At 43.5% G+C, this 18,920-nt stretch carries 18 protein-coding genes; 7 read left to right on the plus strand and 11 right to left on the minus strand.

Annotated elements, in window-relative coordinates; genetic code table 11:
- Positions 1-65 precede the first annotated feature (65 nt).
- A protein-coding gene (locus W293_RS0104415) for an IS3 family transposase (protein ID WP_156915601.1) occupies positions 66-1,231 on the plus strand; the annotation gives its coding sequence in 2 pieces (ribosomal slippage) (positions 66-324 and positions 324-1,231; 1,167 coding nt in all).
- Here W293_RS0104415 and W293_RS0104420 read toward each other — a convergent pair.
- The 6 genes from W293_RS0104420 to W293_RS0104445 all read right to left on the minus strand — a co-directional run bounded on the left by W293_RS0104420 (position 1,219) and on the right by W293_RS0104445 (position 5,606).
- Positions 1,219-1,605 carry a tetratricopeptide repeat protein gene (locus W293_RS0104420; RefSeq protein ID WP_025651299.1) on the minus strand — a complete coding sequence of 129 codons (387 nt, stop codon included), beginning with the start codon at positions 1,603-1,605 and terminating at the stop codon, positions 1,219-1,221. The genes W293_RS0104415 and W293_RS0104420 overlap by 13 nt on opposite strands.
- 170 nt (positions 1,606-1,775) lie before the next feature.
- Entirely contained in the window at positions 1,776-2,117 is a 342-nt protein-coding gene (locus W293_RS0104425) for a hypothetical protein (protein WP_025651300.1), read from the minus strand.
- Positions 2,118-2,518: 401 nt separating this feature from the next.
- Positions 2,519-3,064 (minus strand): hypothetical protein, encoded by a 546-nt coding sequence (locus W293_RS16705; protein WP_025651301.1) that lies wholly within the window; start codon positions 3,062-3,064, stop codon positions 2,519-2,521.
- 84 nt (positions 3,065-3,148) lie between these two features.
- Complete coding sequence (locus W293_RS0104435) at positions 3,149-3,796, minus strand: anthranilate synthase component II (RefSeq protein ID WP_025651302.1); 648 nt, start codon at positions 3,794-3,796, stop codon at positions 3,149-3,151.
- Positions 3,797-3,829: 33 nt separating this feature from the next.
- Complete coding sequence (locus W293_RS0104440; protein WP_025651303.1) at positions 3,830-5,248, minus strand: anthranilate synthase component I family protein; 1,419 nt, start codon at positions 5,246-5,248, stop codon at positions 3,830-3,832.
- Between the two features lie 79 nt (positions 5,249-5,327).
- Positions 5,328-5,606: a Trp family transcriptional regulator gene (locus W293_RS0104445; protein WP_025651304.1), complete on the minus strand. Its 279-nt coding sequence runs from the start codon at positions 5,604-5,606 to the stop codon at positions 5,328-5,330.
- Positions 5,607-6,191: 585 nt separating this feature from the next.
- On the opposite strand from W293_RS0104445, the gene W293_RS0104450 reads away from it, so the two are divergent.
- Complete coding sequence (locus W293_RS0104450) at positions 6,192-8,300, plus strand: TonB-dependent receptor domain-containing protein (protein WP_025651305.1); 2,109 nt, start codon at positions 6,192-6,194, stop codon at positions 8,298-8,300.
- Between the two features lie 222 nt (positions 8,301-8,522).
- Positions 8,523-9,797 carry a PepSY-associated TM helix domain-containing protein gene (locus W293_RS0104455; RefSeq protein ID WP_413771502.1) on the plus strand — a complete coding sequence of 425 codons (1,275 nt, stop codon included), beginning with the start codon at positions 8,523-8,525 and terminating at the stop codon, positions 9,795-9,797.
- Positions 9,798-10,230: 433 nt separating this feature from the next.
- Here the strand turns inward: W293_RS0104455 and W293_RS0104465 are convergent, their stop codons facing one another.
- From W293_RS0104465 to W293_RS0104480, 4 genes are all read right to left on the minus strand, one after another.
- Entirely contained in the window at positions 10,231-11,001 is a 771-nt protein-coding gene (locus tag W293_RS0104465) for an ABC transporter ATP-binding protein (RefSeq protein WP_025651308.1), read from the minus strand.
- 77 nt (positions 11,002-11,078) lie between these two features.
- Positions 11,079-12,164: an iron chelate uptake ABC transporter family permease subunit gene (locus W293_RS0104470; RefSeq protein WP_025651309.1), complete on the minus strand. Its 1,086-nt coding sequence runs from the start codon at positions 12,162-12,164 to the stop codon at positions 11,079-11,081.
- A 114-nt stretch (positions 12,165-12,278) separates the two neighbouring features.
- Complete coding sequence (locus W293_RS0104475) at positions 12,279-13,364, minus strand: ABC transporter permease (RefSeq protein ID WP_025651310.1); 1,086 nt, start codon at positions 13,362-13,364, stop codon at positions 12,279-12,281.
- Between the two features lie 81 nt (positions 13,365-13,445).
- Positions 13,446-14,498: a siderophore ABC transporter substrate-binding protein gene (locus W293_RS0104480; protein ID WP_025651311.1), complete on the minus strand. Its 1,053-nt coding sequence runs from the start codon at positions 14,496-14,498 to the stop codon at positions 13,446-13,448.
- A gap of 478 nt (positions 14,499-14,976) precedes the next feature.
- Here W293_RS0104480 and W293_RS0104485 point away from each other — a divergent pair, with 478 nt between their 5' ends.
- From W293_RS0104485 to W293_RS0104495, 3 genes are all read left to right on the plus strand, one after another.
- A complete protein-coding gene (locus W293_RS0104485; RefSeq protein ID WP_025651312.1) occupies positions 14,977-15,936 on the plus strand; it encodes an energy transducer TonB in 960 nt (319 codons plus the stop codon).
- Between the two features lie 108 nt (positions 15,937-16,044).
- Positions 16,045-16,734, plus strand: coding sequence for a MotA/TolQ/ExbB proton channel family protein (locus W293_RS0104490; protein ID WP_025651313.1), 690 nt, complete (start codon positions 16,045-16,047; stop codon positions 16,732-16,734).
- A gap of 115 nt (positions 16,735-16,849) precedes the next feature.
- A complete protein-coding gene (locus tag W293_RS0104495; protein WP_025651314.1) occupies positions 16,850-17,251 on the plus strand; it encodes an ExbD/TolR family protein in 402 nt (133 codons plus the stop codon).
- A 225-nt stretch (positions 17,252-17,476) separates the two neighbouring features.
- On the opposite strand, the gene W293_RS0104500 is transcribed toward W293_RS0104495, so the two are convergent.
- Positions 17,477-18,016, minus strand: coding sequence for a DUF2799 domain-containing protein (locus tag W293_RS0104500; protein ID WP_025651315.1), 540 nt, complete (start codon positions 18,014-18,016; stop codon positions 17,477-17,479).
- A gap of 346 nt (positions 18,017-18,362) precedes the next feature.
- On the opposite strand from W293_RS0104500, the gene W293_RS0104505 reads away from it, so the two are divergent.
- A complete protein-coding gene (locus W293_RS0104505; RefSeq protein ID WP_025651316.1) occupies positions 18,363-18,908 on the plus strand; it encodes a hypothetical protein in 546 nt (181 codons plus the stop codon).
- The last annotated feature ends 12 nt before the right edge of the window (positions 18,909-18,920 follow it).

The following is an 18,920-nucleotide window of genomic DNA, read 5'->3' on the forward strand; positions in this document are numbered from 1 at the left end:
TGAGCTATGCTGAAGAAACCGTAGAGATAAACTTGGTAAACTAAGCGTATTAATCGGAGTTTATCATGACCAAGAAAGTAAGAACCTACAGTGACGAATTTAAAGCAGAAGCTGTCAAGAAGATATCAGACAATAATGGCAATATCTCGGCTACCGCAAAGCAGCTTGGCATTGCCATGCAAACGCTATCAAATTGGCATAACAAAGCCAATCAAGGCAAGCTTATCGGCACAGAACAATATGATCCTGATCTTATGACAGCGCTTCAAGAAATAAAGCAGCTCAAGCGACAACTTAAAGTTGCCGAGGAGGAGCGAGAGATATTAAAAAAGGCCACGGCGTACTTCGCGAAAAACAGTTAGTAAAGTACGCCTTTATTAAGGATAACCAGCAGATATTTAGTATCACAGCTATGTGCCGTGTACTAAAGGTTAAGCATTCTAGCTACTACGACTGGCTGAGTCGTGATATCAGCGATCAACAGATACATCGCAACCAGTCTGAGCTGCTGGTTAAAGCCGCGCACAGTGAAACAAAGGAGCGCTATGGATATGAGCGTCTGCATGCGCATCTAAGTGAGCGAGGCCATGACATTAGCCTATACATGGTGAGACGCATCAAAGAAGAGCACGGCATCAAATGCCGACGTCATAAGCGCTTTAAAGTGACCACCGACTCTAATCACAACAAGCTGGTTTATCCAAACGTGCTCGATCAGCAGTTTGATGCCAAGCGTCCTAATGAGTCTTGGGTCAGTGACATTACTTATATCTGGACAAATGAGGGCTGGCTGTACTTAGCAGGGGTCAAAGATCTATACACCAAAGAGCTGGTTGGCTACGCCATTAATAAACGCATGACTGCTGATTTAGTCTGTCGTGCACTAAATATGGCAATCAAGAACAGACGACCAGGCAAAGGGCTGATTGTGCATTCTGACAGAGGCAGTCAGTACTGTAGCCACGCTTATCACAAAATCATCAAGCAGCATCAGTTTACAGGCTCAATGAGTGCTAAAGGCAACTGCTTTGACAACGCACCCATAGAAAGCTTCTGGGGCATATTAAAGAACGAGCTGGTGTATCACCAAGACTATAAAACTAGATTTGCCGCCATTACCGATATCATTGGATATATTGAACTATATTACAACCAAACGAGAACTCAAAAGAGCTTGGGCTATAAATCGCCAAGACAGGTGTGGTTTGATTATTATCGTCAAGCTGCGTAATTAAATCTCCCAAGTTTAACTGTACGGATTTGACGGCAGGGGTCATGATCTACCCCTTCGCCATCGTCGTACATAATTGCAAGGTTATATTGAGCAAGATCATATCCTTGGTTGGCAGATTTTGTATACCACTCAATGGCTTTAGCGTTATCCTCACGTGTACCTTCGCCCTCGTCATACATTACTGCAAGGCTATATTGAGCCTCAGCATCGCCTTGATTAGCTTGTACTGCAATGTCTTCAAATTCTTTTTCAACAGCTGATTTTACGGCTGAAACTACGTTTTGAGAACTACTTATTTGAGTAACAATGGCTTTATGACACCCTGTCAGCAGAATGCCAGTCAGTAAAAATGTTGCTAGCCTTTTTTTCATAGCTGTTCGTCCTGTTCGTTAATCAAGATAACACTACAATTTATCATTTACATGCCTATCGTGATGATCTTAAATACATTAGTAGATAGTATTGTTAGGCATACCTATGGCGAACCAATCAGACGCTCGCACTGGTTCGGTTCCCTATACAGGCACCGAACTGTTGGATACTAACGGCTATTCAATAAATTGTTGTCAACACTTACTATTAAACTAGTTATATCACTTCTCAACTTTGTTAACACTTTGTTTGCTTCAACTCTTTCGTTAAAGTCTTCTCTCCAAATGAAGAAATCAGAAAAGCTACCATTACCAGAGTTCATAAGACTGTAGGTGTCTCCAACGCTTTTAATGGTTGCTTTAGCGTCTTCGTTATATTCTAACGAAGACTGTATTCTATTTATAATTACATTAATTCCTCTTATATAGTTGTGTTCACCCTCCTGAAGTAAAATTTCTCTTAATTTTAAAAAATAGTAATTTAGCTCAGTTAGTTTATCTATATTATTCATTTTATTTGCCTATCGATTTTTCTGAAATAACGTTAGTTATACAATTTCTTATAAGGTATACCCCCAACGGAACCAGCTATTTCACCCTCTAAACCTATTAACAGACTACTTAAAACAGACTGGTATAATGGAACCACTTATAACAGACCTTTTTTGATGATTTATAAATAGGCATTGCTGGTGCTAACATTGCCAATACTACGCGACCAATTTCACTAAAGCATAGACTTATGCAAGAGGTCTATTCTCAAAATAAGAACATGGCTTTAGTCAATCCACAAAAAATACTCTTCCATTCGAGCGTTATTTTGCTGAATAAAACAGACTTTTTCAGCTTGGGTTCTCGGTAGATGCCGAGAATCTGCCTCGCAGTCCTTTGAACGCTGCCTTATCCGTCTAACCTAATCATTTTTGAACGCATTCAGGCTATCTTGACCGTATACGTTCTCTATGTCTTTTCCGACAAGTCGGTAGCTACTATTTAAATCTTTGTCAGAAGTTTTATATAAAGAATCAATTAGACCCGCTTGCGACGCTAATGGCAAATAAGTTGAATTTTCTTGGTAGGAAAAGGTCGCGCTATCTTCTCTCCATTGACTGCCTACCGTTATTTCCTTGTTTGATGGGTCTATAAATCCATTAAAGTCATTATCCTCAAAGCGATAGCCTTGGAATCTACAAGGAGTCACGCCATCTTTGCATAAGCTATGCTTGGTCTTAGCAGGATAAAGCTTTACGGCATAAGGTAATTTATTTTGCCTATCTCCAAGCTGCTTTGTTTGCAACAATCGACCCAAATCAGGGGCAACCAGCAGCATATTATCGCAAGTCACACTGCCTTCTTCGCAATCTCGATATAGATTTAAGCGTTGACCTTGTATGTCCATACCTAGTATAAAGTTCGCTTGTATAGGAGCAACGGCTGAGCTAAAAGAAGCGCACAGCATTAGACTCGCAAATACACTTACACGGCATAGTCGTTGATATATCGGTAATCTGGATTTATTTGGGTCTAAGGTAAGCATGATAATTTATACCTGTAGCAAAAAATTCGTTAGCAAGCGCTTGGCCCCTTCGGTCGCAAATGATTCTGGGTGAAACTGTACGCCTTGGATGGGGTAGTCTTTATGCTGGAGTCCCATAATCTCATCACCTGCTAGCGCTGATTCTGCCAAGTTTAAGTCAACATGAGCGTCATTGGTGACGACAGCTGTCACAGTCAAGCAATCTGGTAGGGTATCTGCTTTTACCATCAGTGAGTGATAGCGCATGATTTCAATCTCTTGTGGCAAGTCTGCATAAACACCTGCGCCATCATGTCGAATCGACGAGACCTTGCCATGCATCGGCACACTGGCGCGTACCACGTCACCGCCAAATACATGCGCGATGCCTTGTAAGCCCAAGCAGACACCCAATATTGGCGTCGTCTTACCCATCACTTCGATGACTTCGGCACAAATCCCGAAGTAGGCGGGGTCGTCAGGGGCACCAGGACCGGGTGAAATGATGATGCGGTCAAGATTCATGGCTTGTACATCTGCTAACGTTATCTCATTGTTACGTTTAACAATGACGTTGGCGGCTTTATCGCCGTCCATCGTCTGCAAAATCTCACCGATATATTGGTAAAGATTAAAGGTAAACGAGTCGTAGTTATCTATAATTAAAACATTCATGGGTTATCAACTCTTTGGCAAAATATACACAATTTAGGGATTCATAAAGCTGTCTAAGACCACTTTCATGGCGGACAATTTGCGCTGAATTTCTAGATATTCGTCAGCAGGATTGGAGTCATAAACATTACCGCCGCAAGTTTGCGCATAAGCGGATTCGCCGTTGATGAATAGGCTGCGAATAGGAATAGCAAAGATACAATCGCCATTGAAATTAAACGATCCAAGCGCGCCGCCATAAGCACCGCGACCATCTGGCTCCAGCTCATTGATGACTTTAATCGCTTCAACTTTTGGTGCGCCTGACAACGTCCCAGCAGGGAAGTTACTGGCAAGGGCGCTAAACATATCTTCATTAGGATGTAAGATTCCGACGATTTCAGAAGAGATATGTTGCACGTGTGAGAAGCGTTTGATATCCATGAGGCTACGTACTTTTACCGTACCAAATTGTGCCACACGGCCAATATCGTTGCGGTGCAAATCGACTAGCATATTGTGCTCGGCAATCTCTTTGGCATCGTTGAGCAATGCGCGAGCAAGTTGACGGTCTTCGACGACATCAACGCCGCGCTTGGCTGTGCCTGCCAGTGGATACGTTTCCATCTCGCCTTGACGTAAGCGAAATAACAGCTCTGGTGACGCTCCAATGATGCACTGCTGGGCAAATTTCATAAAGTACATATGCGGTGATGGGTTGACCGCGCGCAGCTTTTCATAAATCGGCATCTTATCGCCCGCAATACGATATTTGGATTTAAATCCGACCTCACACTGAAAGATACGCCCCGAGATGATGTCTTCTTTGACTTGCATGACCGCTTTGGCATGCTCATCTTGACTCATGCCATCACCCAAAAACGCAACCGTCGGTGGCTTATAATTTGGAATTGGCGCATCAAGTAAGGCTTTGATTTGCTCGATGCGATTGTCTTGCTGCGCAGTCGGATAATAAAAATAGAAAATCTCACCGGTCATTTTATCGAGCGTCAAACCATCCAAATAGACGCCAAATTTAAACGGTTCAAAATCGTCGCTCGCCTTAGCACTAAGACTGGGCTCAAAGAAATTGACACTGTCATAACCCAAATAACCAACGAGACCACCGCTTTGGTCACGAGCAATGACGTGTTGCGGGGTAATTGTGCGCAGTAGCTCGTAAGGATTATCCGTTTGATAATGACTGGTTTCAGCAGTTTTATTATCAGTAATCGCTAAGGTTGTACGATCGATGGCAGCAATGGTCATTACGGGGTCAAAACCAATCGCATGATGACGCGCCATATGTCCATCTTCGCCCAATGATTCGAGCAAATAACAAGTATCAAAAGCGCGCTCAATACGTTTAAACAACGAAAAGAAATCAATATCCTGTGTCAGTTTAATGCGTTGTGGCTTACTAGGAATGTCAATAGCAGCAGGCTGGTTAGGTTTTGAGTCGGGAGAGGTCATAACAATATCCAAATTGGTTCAAATGTGTATCAGATAAGAATAAGAGAAATCAAGATAGTTAATGGCTTACGCGTTTTGTCTATGAGTCGTTTTGCTGATGAGTCATCAGCAAGGCACTCACATCATGAGTGTGCATTGCCTTGGCACCGCGCGACACAGTGGCAATACCGACACCTAGCTGCTCAGATATTTCACGTTGGGTAACGCCGCGCGCCAGCAAGTCAAAAATACGAATACGATTGGCAATCTCATGTTGCTCTTTGTCTGTCAGTAAGGCAGTTAGCAAGGCTTCGATATCTGCGCTGTCAGTACAACTTGCCAAATGGGTCACTAAACTGTGATAAGGGTCAGTGCTCATAACTTTAATCTTAGTAAAAAAGAAAAGGGATTCTTAACTTGTTTCAGTATTCTAGTACAGTAGTACATAAAAGGCAAGTAGCTAGGTTAAACGTTAAGTAACGTAGCGAGACGTTTGGCTGTGCTTGTTAAATTTGTCCTACTTAATAAATACGATTTTCAGCGCGGGAATTTTTTAATGGTCTCTGACTCATGCACTATAAATGTATGATTACATTAACATATTATTATTGGTTCGATGACATATCCTCCAATGGTTAGGCTACTTAAAATGATCGAATGAGAAGCGGTTATAAAGCCAACCACGCCACGCTTATTTAATGATTATTATATCTCTGATATTTATTATTGCTAAATTGTTAAGACTTGGTTATTATACCTGCCATAATTGAAATGCTAATAATTATCATTAAGATTAATAATGTTATTCGCATAGATGCGCCAGATATTACTAAGATATCTGCTTGCTTAAAAGTCGTTTGCTAAGGGCTTTTATCTACTGCTTCTAATATTTGAAGTTTCTAATGCCAAGAGTTTTTAATAACCATATTTTCTAAATCCTTATAATTAATAAATCGAGTTTGTTATGCGTGCCGTCAGTTTTTCTAGTCAATTAACCGTTTTATCCATGGGTGTGGCAGCGGTATTGTGCTCGCAAGTAGCGAGTGCAGCCAGCAATGAAGATATGCCCAGCACCACGTTGCAGACCGTCACCGTAACTGCCAATAGCGCTGTGCGTGACCGTGTACAAGAAGGCTCTGTCTATATCGAAGACTATACGCCAGCTCAGCAGGCAGGACATTTGAGTGACTTTTTGAATGTGGTACCAGGCGTTACTATAGGTGGCACATCGGCTGTCAACCAGCGTATACGCGTACGCGGGCTAGATGACACCAACCTAAAAGTTACGATTGATGGCGCCCGTCAAGAAGGCGCTTTGTTCTATCATATGGGCGATGTCACGATTGATCCGGACTTATTAAAACAAGCAGAAGTATCAGTCGGTAATAACTCGGTAACGCTCGGTAATGATGCCTTAGGCGGCGCGGTAGCTTTTGAAACCGTGGATGCGGCAGATTTACTCAAATCTGGTCAAAAAATCGGTGCCAAGCTCCATGCTGGTTATGCCAGTAATAATGAAGAGCTATTGACCTCAGCCACGGTTTATGGCGCACCAACAGACAATATCGACTTGCTGGCTTATTATGGCAAACGTGATGCCAAAGCGGGCGAGGATGGCAAGGGCCGCGACATTCAGACTAAAGACAGCGAAGGCGAAAACATCCTCTTAAAAGCGGGTGCTTATATTGCTGATGATCATCATGTGGGCGCAAGCTTTAGCCGTACCGAAAACAAAGGTAAATACCCACTGCGTCCAGATTTTCCAGCGAGCCCAGGTCCTGATAGCTGGAATCCTATTATCCCGCAGCAAGTAAAACGCGATACTTATGCCCTCGATTATACCTACAACCCAGTCAATCGCTTGATAGATGTCGATACCAATGTTTATCAATCAAAAACGCAAATTTTGCGTGACTCTGACTATATTAAAAACCCAGGCTTTGAGTTTGATGCTGAGGTTAAAACCACGGGCGCTAAAGTTCAAAATACCAGCTTGATTGATAGCAGTGTTTTCGCTGGTGTACCCGGTACGCATAAGCTAATCGCTGGCGTTGAGCATTACAAAAAAGAGTCAGATTATAATAGTGTCCAACGTGGTACGACTATCCCCGTCAGTGGTACTGATGAAGCGACTAATACCTCTGTATATCTAGAAGACCAATGGCAAATGGGTAAGTTTACTCTAACGCCTGGCGTCCGTTATGATCGTTATGAGTCTCCAGAGTTCGTTTCTGCTGGCAAAACCTATGACAATGTCGTCGGTGCCTTGGCCGCCAGCTACGAAATTGCACCACGTACGCAAATATTTGCCAGTTATACACAGCTCTTTAACGGCCCAGACTTGAGCCAAGCTATCTTTAATGCCAATGGTCAAGATACTTTTGTTAATGAAAATCTAAAAGCGGAAGAAGGCGATAACGCAGAAGTCGGTATTACCACGACGTTGCGCGACCTGACCACAAGCGACGACGCACTACAACTGAGCGCCAAGTACTTTGAGACCAATATCGAAAACTATATCGAATTCGTCCGTGCAGGCAGTAATAGAGTGGGTTTAGACTGTGCGACCGGTCAGCTGGGCGGCAAATGCCAAGGGGTCATCAATAAAGACGAAGACTATAAAATCAAAGGCGTAGAGCTATCAGCCGACTATCGAGCAGATAACTTTAGCATGGGTCTCAGCTACGCTCGCGCCCGCAGTGAAGGCGATGATACTGGCTACAATATCTCATCAGTGAGCGGTAGTAGCTCTGAGTCTGGCGACAAGTATATGGTCAATTTGGCGTATCAGCCAACGAATACCACCGAGCTTGGCTGGCGCAGTACCTATGTTGCGTCAGTCACGCCAAAAGCTGAGACAGTACAGCCTAAAAAGCCTAACTATGATGTGCATGATATCTTTATGAGCTATACACCCACTCAAGTTGAAGGCTTAAAAGCCACGCTTGGCGTATATAACATATTTGATGAGACCTATGCCAGCCATGCCTCACGTAACAATGCTTTAGATGATAATTATACGGATTTTGAAATGGGACGTAATATCAAAACGTCTTTAACTTATCAGTTCTAATCTAGCTTATCGAATTTAAGTCTAATCGTACTTATAAAGTCAGCTGTCTTATACGGGAGCTGGCTTTTTATTGCCTACTAGCTTTTACATTGGCTGTAACAGCAATGACGTGCCAACTGATAAGTACCTACCAAAACAACAAATGACAAAGAACTAAGACTAATGATTTCATTCAATCCTCGTCAAGCTTGCCTATGGCTCCATCGTTATACTGGGCTTGCCATGGCAGCTTTCTTAATTATTACTGGTATTACTGGCACATTATTGGCATTTCATGACGAGCTAGATGATATCTTCAACCATAAACTGGCTCAGGTCGAGAAACAAAACGCATCACATCTGCCTATTGCAGAGCTTCATGATAAGGTCATCAGTGCGTATCCACAATATGCTTTTTCTAGCATGCCAACCTCGATAGCAGCAGAGAGGTCAGCCGTATTTTCGGTAGATAGAGCGCGAGGAAAAGCCGCCCAAAACCAACCAAAAGCACCGTTTCAACAAGTTTATGTCCACCCTTATACTGGCGATATCATTGGTACTCGTGATAGAGATGAGTGGGCATGGCACAACACCATGTGGAAAGTGTTTTGGTTACATCGCGATTTATTACTGGGTGATATTGGAAAATTGCTACTAGGGATTGTCGCGCTCGTATGGACGATTAATTGCTTTATTGGCTTCTACTTAACATTTCCTAGGGCGGTTAAGAAAAAAGCACAGAACCAAACATCGCCTAAAAAACGTGCCTCCTTTTTGAAACGCTGGTTACCAGCGTGGAAAATTCGTACCAAAAGTAATATGTTTAAATTGAATTATGATCTACACCATGCCTTTGGGTTATGGCTTTGGGGGATTTTATTTGTCATCGCATGGTCCAGTGTTGGTTTTAACCTAAGAGAGGTATATCAACCTGTGATGCACGCTGTCGTAGCACTCGAGGAAAGGGGTGAAAGACAGGAGAACTCAAGAAAACAATCAGAAAAAGCAGAGCAGGCGTCTGGTGCAGAACCAGCGACTAGAGTTGAGGTTGTAAGCAATGAAGTTGTCGATGACGAGGCTGTTGATGTGGTCAACAAAGCCAATAGCATTGCTTATTTAAGTGAGCAGGCAAACATCGCTGCCCAAAGTAAGGGTATGCTAGTACGAGAGTTTTTAGGCATACGCTGGATTGAAGATGAGGGTCAATGGCAGCTGCGTTTTAAAACAGATAGAGATATTGGTAAAAAAGGCGGCGCTTCGTCTATTACCGTCAATGCAAGGACTGGTAGCATCGAGCGTGTAAATTTTGGCTATCAAAGTTCATCATTTGGCAGCAAAGCCGATCAATGGCTATCGACCTTACATATGGGGCATATCAGTCAAGGTATTGGCCATTTGCTGTATCAAATATTTTTAGCATTGATAGGTTTGGCTGTGACAGTGTTGTCTATTACTGGTGTTTATCTATGGTGGAAAGGGCGTCAAAGTCGATTGAAGGCGTTGCAAAAGGGTAGGTAATATTGCCAGATTTCTAAGGTAGGCTTTTAATTCGGTAAATAGCTATGTACTGCATTAAAGGCATGCCCTAGTTATCACTTGAATTGCAAAAATATTGTGTATGCTATCAAGACAGTAAAAATAAAGGAAGAAAATCTCTCACCTAGCATCACCCATTTATGCCATGTATTATTTTCATCGTAGTTCTTTATGTAGTCTACTGAAGAGATGTTTTGAGTAAAATCCATAGGAATAACCACCAATCTTAAAGCATATAAAGTGATTCCTAGCCAAAAAAAGGTATTTGATATCTCTTTATTTAAAGCATTAAAAATGAATAAGCAAAAGCTAATTACTAAAATTAATATAGATAGATTTTTATAGTTTATCCATCGATGGCTCAATAGGATCTTATGCATCAAAAATTCCTTTTTTCGTCTGCAAAATGCTGTACTTAAACTGCATCAACAATCACTGGACGACCCTGATGATTTAGGACAGTGACATCGACGTTGTATAAATCTTTCATCGTCTCTTTAGTAATAACATCAGCAGGGCGACCAACAGCCGTCACTTCTCCTGCTTTCATCGTAACTACTGTATCTGCAAACTGTGCCGCTTGGTTGATATCATGCAGGACGATTACCACGGTTTTTTGCTGATTGTGGCAAAGCTGGCGTAGCTCACGCATGAGGCGACCAGCATGATACATGTCTAGGTTATTTAGTGGCTCATCGAGCAATAGATAGGGTGTATCTTGGCAGACAATCATAGCGATCAGCACGCGCTGTCGCTGTCCACCCGATAGCGTTGACAAGAAACGCTCGGCAAGTGGCTCAAGCTCAAAGCGCTCGAGGATTTCTTGCACTTTTTGCTGATCGTCAGCGGTCGGTTGCCCTTGATGATAAGGGTAACGCCCAAACATCAGTAGCTCATGTACGCGCAGACGTCCTTGCACATGATTGTCTTGCCCAAGCATAGCGACAGTTTTGGCCAGTGTGCGCGCCTGACAGCTGACAATGTCACGTTCCTCATTATCTACAGCGAAGCTCACCTGCCCAGATTGTAGTGGTTGCAAGCGAGCCATGACAGAAAACAACGTAGACTTCCCAGCGCCGTTAGGCCCAATCAAAGCAATCACCTGCGCCGTTGGGAGGGACAACGTAATGTCATGCAAGATTTGTTGTTTACCAATATGGTGAGAGATATTATTTAGTTTAATCATAGTCAGTCTTATTTAAAAAAGTCTTAGGGCTTTCTTTATCAACAGCATCAGCTAAATAAACAATGTCGGCTAAGTCGTTATAACGAACGGCGTTGAGACATAAATATCAATGCCAAGAACACGAGGCCACCTGCTAGCTCTATCACAACGGACAATACGCCTGCCATATCTAGCACTTGCTCAAAGAGTGTCTGACCCAACACCAAGCAAATCATAGCGACCAAACTGACCAATATCAGCCGCTCAGTATGATACATGTGTCGAGCGATACGATTGGTCAATGCACAAACCAATAGACCAAAGAAAGTCACTGGACCGACCAGTGCAGTGGCTGTGGCGACTAGCACTGCGATAACAGTTAATAGGCCAAATGCCAGACGTTGATAATTGATACCAAGGTTAATGGCTTGGGCTTGTCCGAGCATCAGCACATCACACTGGTAACGCCAGCGCCAGACAAACACCGCAGTGATGACACAGATAAATAGGCTAATGCCTAATAGCTGAGGATTGACCGTATTGAACTGTGCGTAGCTAGCAGATTGTACAACCACAAAATCATCAGGGTTAATCAGCCGTGCAATGAGTGCTGATAAACTGCGGAACAACACCCCAAAGATAACGCCCACCAATATCAAGCGTGTCAGATCCTGACTGCTTTTAGAAAATAATAGCTTAAATAATAATAAAGATGCCCCAAACATCAGGACAATCTCTAGCGTGAACTTGGCAATAGGATCGAGACTGGTAAAACTAATCACCCCTAAAAAGAAAACCAGTAAGCTCTGCAACAGAACATAGAGCGAATCAAACCCGAGTAGGGAGGGCGTTAGAATTGGATTGTGAGTCAACGTTTGAAACAATAACGTCGACACGCCAATCGCATAGCCAACCACCATCAGTGCCAGCAGTTTTTTGCCGCGTAGCGGTAGCGCAAAGTCCCAATAGCCATTGACATTGAGTGTCATAAACAAGGTCATTGAGATCAGTAGAATAATAGCTGCAATGGATTTCGGATGCGCAGCTATCCATGCCCAAAGCTTTGCCAACTGACCTTGGGCAGCAGCTGAATACTGACCATCTGCTGCAGATGAGTTATCTATCGCTGTGTTGGTTTCCGTAGAACGAGCCTTTGTGGCAGTAAGCTTAGTTGATGAGAACATAAATAAATCCTATGATGCCAAGCTTATCTAAATAAGGCAAAAAATGAACGACGGTAAGTGAGTGGTTAATCGATTAAAGATTGCTGTTTTATTATTCAGCTTTACTGCTTAGTCTTATTGCTCAGCTGGCGCGCGCAATAATAGCCATAAAAACAGCACTGTACCGACCACGCCAAATACGGTGGCAACAGGCACTTCAAATGGATAGCGAATCGAGCGACCGATAATATCGCACAGCAATACTGCCGAAGCACCAAGTAGCGCGACTGCAGGCAAGCTACGACGCAACTTATCTCCCATCAGTCGGCTCACAATGTTTGGCACGACCAGCCCAATAAAAGGAATCATGCCTACAGTCACGACCACGACAGCGCTCATCATGGCTACCATACCCACGCCAATCCAAGTGACTTGACGCTTACTAATACCTAAGTTTAAGGCAATATTGTCACCCAAACCAACGATGGTCAGCTTGTCAGCAATAATATAAGCCAATACGCACAGCGCGCCCGTGAGCCACAACAGCTCATAGCGCCCTGCCAATACGCCCGAAAAATCCCCAAACTGCCAAACACTGAGCATCTGTAGCGATTCGGTTTGATAGGCGATAAAGGTAGTGACTGCTTCAATAATGCCGCCGAAAACAATGCCAATCAGTGGAATCATCAAAAAATCAGTGGGCGGTATTCGGTGAATGAGCAGCATAAATAGCATCATGCCAAAAACGGCAGCGATGGTTGCCACGCCCATTTTGACAATGAGCGCACTGGCAGGGAACAGCAGACTGACCACCAGCAAACCAAGTGCAGCGCTCTGAGTTGCACCAACCATAGATGGCTCTACAAAGCGATTTTTTAATACTACTTGGATAATCATGCCAGCCACTGCCATCGCAATACCAGTCAAAATAATGGCGATGGTACGCGGTATACGACTAACCAATAGCAGCGAGCTATCAGAATTGGCACTCTGAGTCAGCAGGCTCTGCAAGATACCTGACCACGAAAAGTCAGCCACCCCAATAGATAAGCTCAATAACACCAAAAGCCCCATAAGAATGAGGCTTGCTGTATTGATGAACCATGGTGGTATGACAGTACGTCGATGTAACGCATTGCCAGTACCGCTCTGCCAGCTTGACGCTAATGGAGCAGTACTGGATTTGAGCCTAGCATGAGTACGGTGTGAAAATAACGACATAATCTCTACTGGCTTAAAAATGAGCAGGGTTAACGGTAATAATACTTACTTGTGCAACAATCGTTTGTATAAGCAACGATGTTATTTAGCGTTAGTAAAAGCATCTTTAATCGTCGTTAGATCCTGCATCCACTGGTAGTAGCCGCCAAATGCTAAGTAAGAATCTGGGCTCAAATAAACCACTTGCTGCTTGCTCCATGCATTACTCTGAGCAACTAGTGGATTGTCTAATACAGCCTTGGCGCCAATACCGTCTTCACCAATTGCAGCACTACGGTCGATGACAAATAACCAATCTGGATTGGCTTTTTGGATATATTCAAACGATATCGGCTGACCATGAGGTGCATCGGCAATTTTGTCATCTGCCATTGATACACCTAACACAGTGTGGATAAAACCATATCGAGACTTGTCACCATAGGCTGACATTTTGTTGCCATTGACCATGACGACTAGGCCAGTGCCTTTATTTTCTTTCGTTAGACTTTTGGTCTCAGTGATAAGTCCATCGATGTTCTGCTGTAGCTTAGCAGCTTGATCGCTTTTACCAAACAATGCACCTAGATCATGCAGGCGCTGCTTGCTTGACTCATAGATATTGGCTGTATCAATACTCATGTCCAATGTCGGCGCGATACTTGATAGCTCGTCGTATTTTTCTGCCATGCGTGAACCGACCAAAATAGCTTGTGGCTGCATTGCATTCAACGCTTCAAGATCCGGCTCAAACACAGTACCTACCGATTTTGGATCAGGCTGTGTTTCTGAGTGTAGATTCTTTAATAATAGACCACCAGGCATACCATCGACTGCCACATCTAGCGCCGCCAAGTCTTGCATCAACGTCATGTCATAAACGACAAGTGGCGATGGGTTCATAGCCAGCTCAACATCACCTTTTACGGTATTGACCATGATTTTCTCAGCAGATACAGCGTCATTACTGGCAACGTTCTGTGATTCATCAGCCGTTGGGTTTTCGGTTTTGGCGTCTGCTGGCTCAGAGTCATTGGATTCAGGCGAGCTACATCCTGCCACTACCGTAGCTAACAACGCTGTCATGGCAGCATTCAATAATGGGCGTTTGAAAAAAGAGGCGGTAGATCTGCTAGATAATAAAGGTGTCGGCATAATGAACTCGATCTATCAAAAAATGTTGAAGCAATTGTCTAAAATAATTGCAGATGAAAAATGCTAAAAATATTAAGTCTGAAAGATGCTTGAGATAAAAAGCATAAAATAAATAGTCTACTTAGTACCAATTACTAATTTTTTATACGAATAGTTTTTATAAAAATAGTATGGGTAGACAGGACAGACGTTATAATAAAGTAGTTGAGACTCATTATCAATATAAATGATAATGGTTTTTATTAACAGTACTTGTTATATTAAACGCAACGTATCATTTGATGTAAAGATAAGATTCATAGTAGTGAAGTAGGGAATGTTCATAGAAATGAGCGTTCTGAGAGGTAAAACTACTAAGCAATGCCATGTGTCAGAGATGTATTAAATAGCGAAAATATTGTAAATTATTATTGATAATAATTATCGTTTGCATTATTATCTACGCCATTCTACTCTGAGTAATAAACATTAGGCTTTTATGAGTTCAACGGATTTAGACGCGCCACCACTTAAGTCGTTATTGCTAGCTATTGTTGCAGTACTAGGACTCCATGTGCTTGCCGCAATTGCACTAGTGGCAATAAAAACGCCTGAACTCAAACCTGAGCCAAAAAAAGAGATGTCACCACTTGAGATAAAGTTTGTGTCATTACCGGCAAAAACGGTCTCAACTGAAGTAGAAAAACAAACAGTCACAGCCAAAAAAGAAGTACAGCCTGAGGTGCAAGTTCAGCCAGCGCCGCAACCTGAACCAAAGCCTAAAGAGCCGGTTAAACAACCAACAGAGACACCCGTAAAACCAAAAGAGCCTGTTGTAAAAAATACAGAGCCGAAAGTGACGCCTGTGATAGCGTCAGAAAAGCCTCGTCCTGATACCAGTCAAAAAGTAGCCCCAAAAGAGCCGCTACCGAAACCAAAGGTTGGTAACTCAGCAGCTGAAGCACAACGTCAAGCAGCTGCCCAAGCTGAATCAGAGCGACAAGCCAAAAAGTCTGAGCAAGAGGCACAAGCTAGGGCAGAGCAAGAAGCCAAAAGAGTCGCCGATGCCAAAGCTGCCGTTCAGGCGAAGGCTGCCGCAGAGGCCGCCGCTGCACAAGCAAGAGCTGAGGCAGAAGCAGCAGCTGCTTTAGCACAGAGTAATGAGCCTGTGAGCTTTACTGCTAGCTCAGCCAACTGGGCATCTGCGCCAAACTTTAGTTTCCCTGAGCGCGCCGCACGTAGAGCTCGTTCTGGTGATACGCTCAACGTTGTCTTAGTATTACGAGTCAACAAACAAGGCGGCATCGATAACGTGCGAGTTGCTCAATCATCAGGTAATCCGCTACTAGACAAAGAAGCCCGACGTCAAGTTCGATCTGGCAAGTTCAAACCCTTTACTAAGAATGGCGTACCCGTGGTAGGTGATGTAACTCTACCGATCAGTTACGCGGTTCCTTGATAGCTCACATTTTATAACAACGTATTTATTAATCATTTTTCATTATAAAACTAAACATGATATTTACCTCAGTATCATGTAATGGCATTACACATTAAGGAGTCTGACATGGACTTTATGCAATACTGGCAAATCAGCGACATGGTGACAAAAACTTTGTTCTTTTTGTTGCTTGCTTTATCTATACTTTCTTGGGTGACTGGCATTATTCGTGTGCTACAAAGCCGCAAATTGGCCGCCAATGTTGCAGATGATTTGAGTCAGCAATTACAAGCCAAACAGTCTGACTTGGCTGGTACTGATGCTGCCACTCGCCGCTTGGTGACTGAGCAGACTTTGCTCAAGCATATCGGTCGCTATCGCTTTGCTAGTGAGCGCGGTCTGCCGATTCTTGGTACGACGGCAGCGATTGCACCGTTCATCGGCTTGTTTGGTACGGTATGGGGTATTTTCCATGCCTTGCACAATATCGGTATGAGTGGTCAGGCAGGATTGGGGCAGGTTGCAGGGCCAGTCGGTGAAGCTCTAATTATGACAGGTCTTGGTATTGCAGTAGCGATTCCAGCTGTGGTGTTTTATAACCTTGCAGTACGTATCAATCGCCGCATAATGTATCAAGCCAACGATAGAGCGCATGATTTATTGGCGCAATCAACGGGTCTTGTGGATACTACCAAGGTAACCGCGAGCCATGCTGCTAGCGCCTCACAAGTGCACGCTGCACCAAGCAGTCGTTCAACGACGAGCGAGACTCAGCATACCAATAACTACAGTAATTCTGTGCCAAAGCAGCTATAGATAGTGTTGATCTTGCAAGCATTAAATCTGCCAGCGCTAGGTCTGTAAAGGCTCAAACGACAGGTCAAAAAACGGCTTGGCTGTGTGAAAATAACCAAAAGCATTGAGAGTAACTATGGCATTTCAATTGGGTGATGATGACGTACGAAGCATGGATGAGATGAACCTCATTCCGCTGATCGATATCATGCTGGTATTGATGATTATATTTTTATTGACAGCGACCGTGCTGAATCCGACGGTGCCTTTAGATTTGCCAGAGACTAGTGCCGCGCTCAATGAAACGCCGCCAGAAGCGATTCAAGTCAGTATTGATAAAGATGCAGGGATCTTCTGGGATAGTGATCCAATCAGTATGGAAGAGTTAGAGACACGCTTGCAGCAACAAGGCGCGACTGGTAAGAATCCAGCGGTACAGTTACGTGCAGATAAAGAAGGCAAGTACGATACGGTTGCTCAAGTTTTGGCAGCGGCAAGTAACGCTGGACTGACCAAAATCGCATTTGTGAATGAATAGCTTAGTAGCTAAATACTGAATAACTTAAGCATTGAATAGTTTAAGCACTGTGAGTTAGTGCTAGTAGCTCTGACTTTATATTAGAAAACTGGCTAGATAAATCAATAGCCCAACCAGCAAGACCACCAGCACCGCTATAATAAAAACAATTAAAATAATAAAATTTTCTCCAACCTCATTAACTACTTAAACCTCAAATTAAGTCGTTAGTGAGGTTTTCTTTTTTTACCAGCCGTAGCCAAATGGACGATAGCCGTAACCAAAACCTGCATGTCTGTAGCCAAATGGGTAAGGCGTGCGTAGGTAATCAAGATCACGCTGGCGAATATAATAGTAGCGCCCTTGCGAGTAAGCTTCTTCTAACTTTTCAATACCTTCAAGTGGACAGACAGCCTGCCAGTCATAGCCTTCACGACCAAGTTTATAAGCATTGAGCTCGGTGCAGTAGCTTTTGAGACCTTGCTGTCGCCCTTGCTCCCATTGTATGCGGTTGGGGCTAGCACCGCCCACGCTGGCGCATTGATTGGTATATTGACCAAAGTATGCGCCCGAGCGCCCACGGATGCCGTCTGCGTAGCCGACTTCTTGCCAATTGCTGCTTTGGCACTGCTGCGGTGTGAGACTTTGGGTCGTGGCACAGCCTGATAGGGTAAATAATGCAGCGCTTATCAGCGCTAGGACAATACTGGTTTTACTCATGAATTTGTTTGTCAGTTTGCTGGCTAAAGCAGCGGTCGATGAGTTTGACTTAATAAGATAATTCATAATAAACCTGCGCGCGTCTAAAATTATGGTTTATCATAGCACTTTTTACCGTGTACAACTTTTTGTATCTTGTTATTAAACTTATTTTTTACGTACTAACTGATTGATATGGCAGTATAAATAGTAGGTTTGTCAAATAAGGGGACTTTGCCAAGCAAGTGGCTATCAGCTGATTATCAACGCAGCGCTCTATCAACCCTGCTTGATTTTTTATGGTTCGTGCTCATTATAAGGACTGGTATGACAAACCACTGTCCATCCAGTTACTCGCTAATAGTTTTTTGCTCAATCGCGGCGCTAGTGTCGTCTCAGCCGCATTTTAATTCAGCTAAAAGGTCAGATTGTTATGGGAATATGGATTGCGATCGCCATTGTACTATTCGTATTAGGGAGTATGATGGCGCTCAAACCGAGCGGTATCGATCAGCGCTTGGATCATTTGCGCATGACCGCCCGTCGCTTACAGTTGAATCCAAAACTGGTGGCTTGTCCCGATTGGATCAGGGGCAAGGACAATGAGTATGGTCGCGGGATGCTTGGGCAGTATGGGTTGGTGCTAGACAATGTCAAATTGCCGCTGACGCGCTATCAGGTCCTCGATGGCTACTGGCGACCAGATAGCAATGCAAACAGCAACGTAAATAATGTGCCTCATCAAGCCAATTTTAGCTTGGATAAAGTGCCATTGGCATTGCCCGCCAGTATTGAGCCATTTGTAAAAGCCTTATTAATTAAGTCAAATAGCATTGTTATTTATTGGGAAGATATCGCCTATGTGCGCCCAGTGACCAACCCTCATTATCAACAAAAAATGATTGAGTCAGACTTATTAGTACTGAAGACACAGCTCGAAGCGTGGGCATTACAGATGCAAAAAAAGCGCCAGAGCTAGTAAATCGTTTTT

Source organism: Psychrobacter sp. TB67, from assembly GCF_000511065.1.
Lineage (GTDB): Bacteria > Pseudomonadota > Gammaproteobacteria > Pseudomonadales > Moraxellaceae > Psychrobacter > Psychrobacter okhotskensis.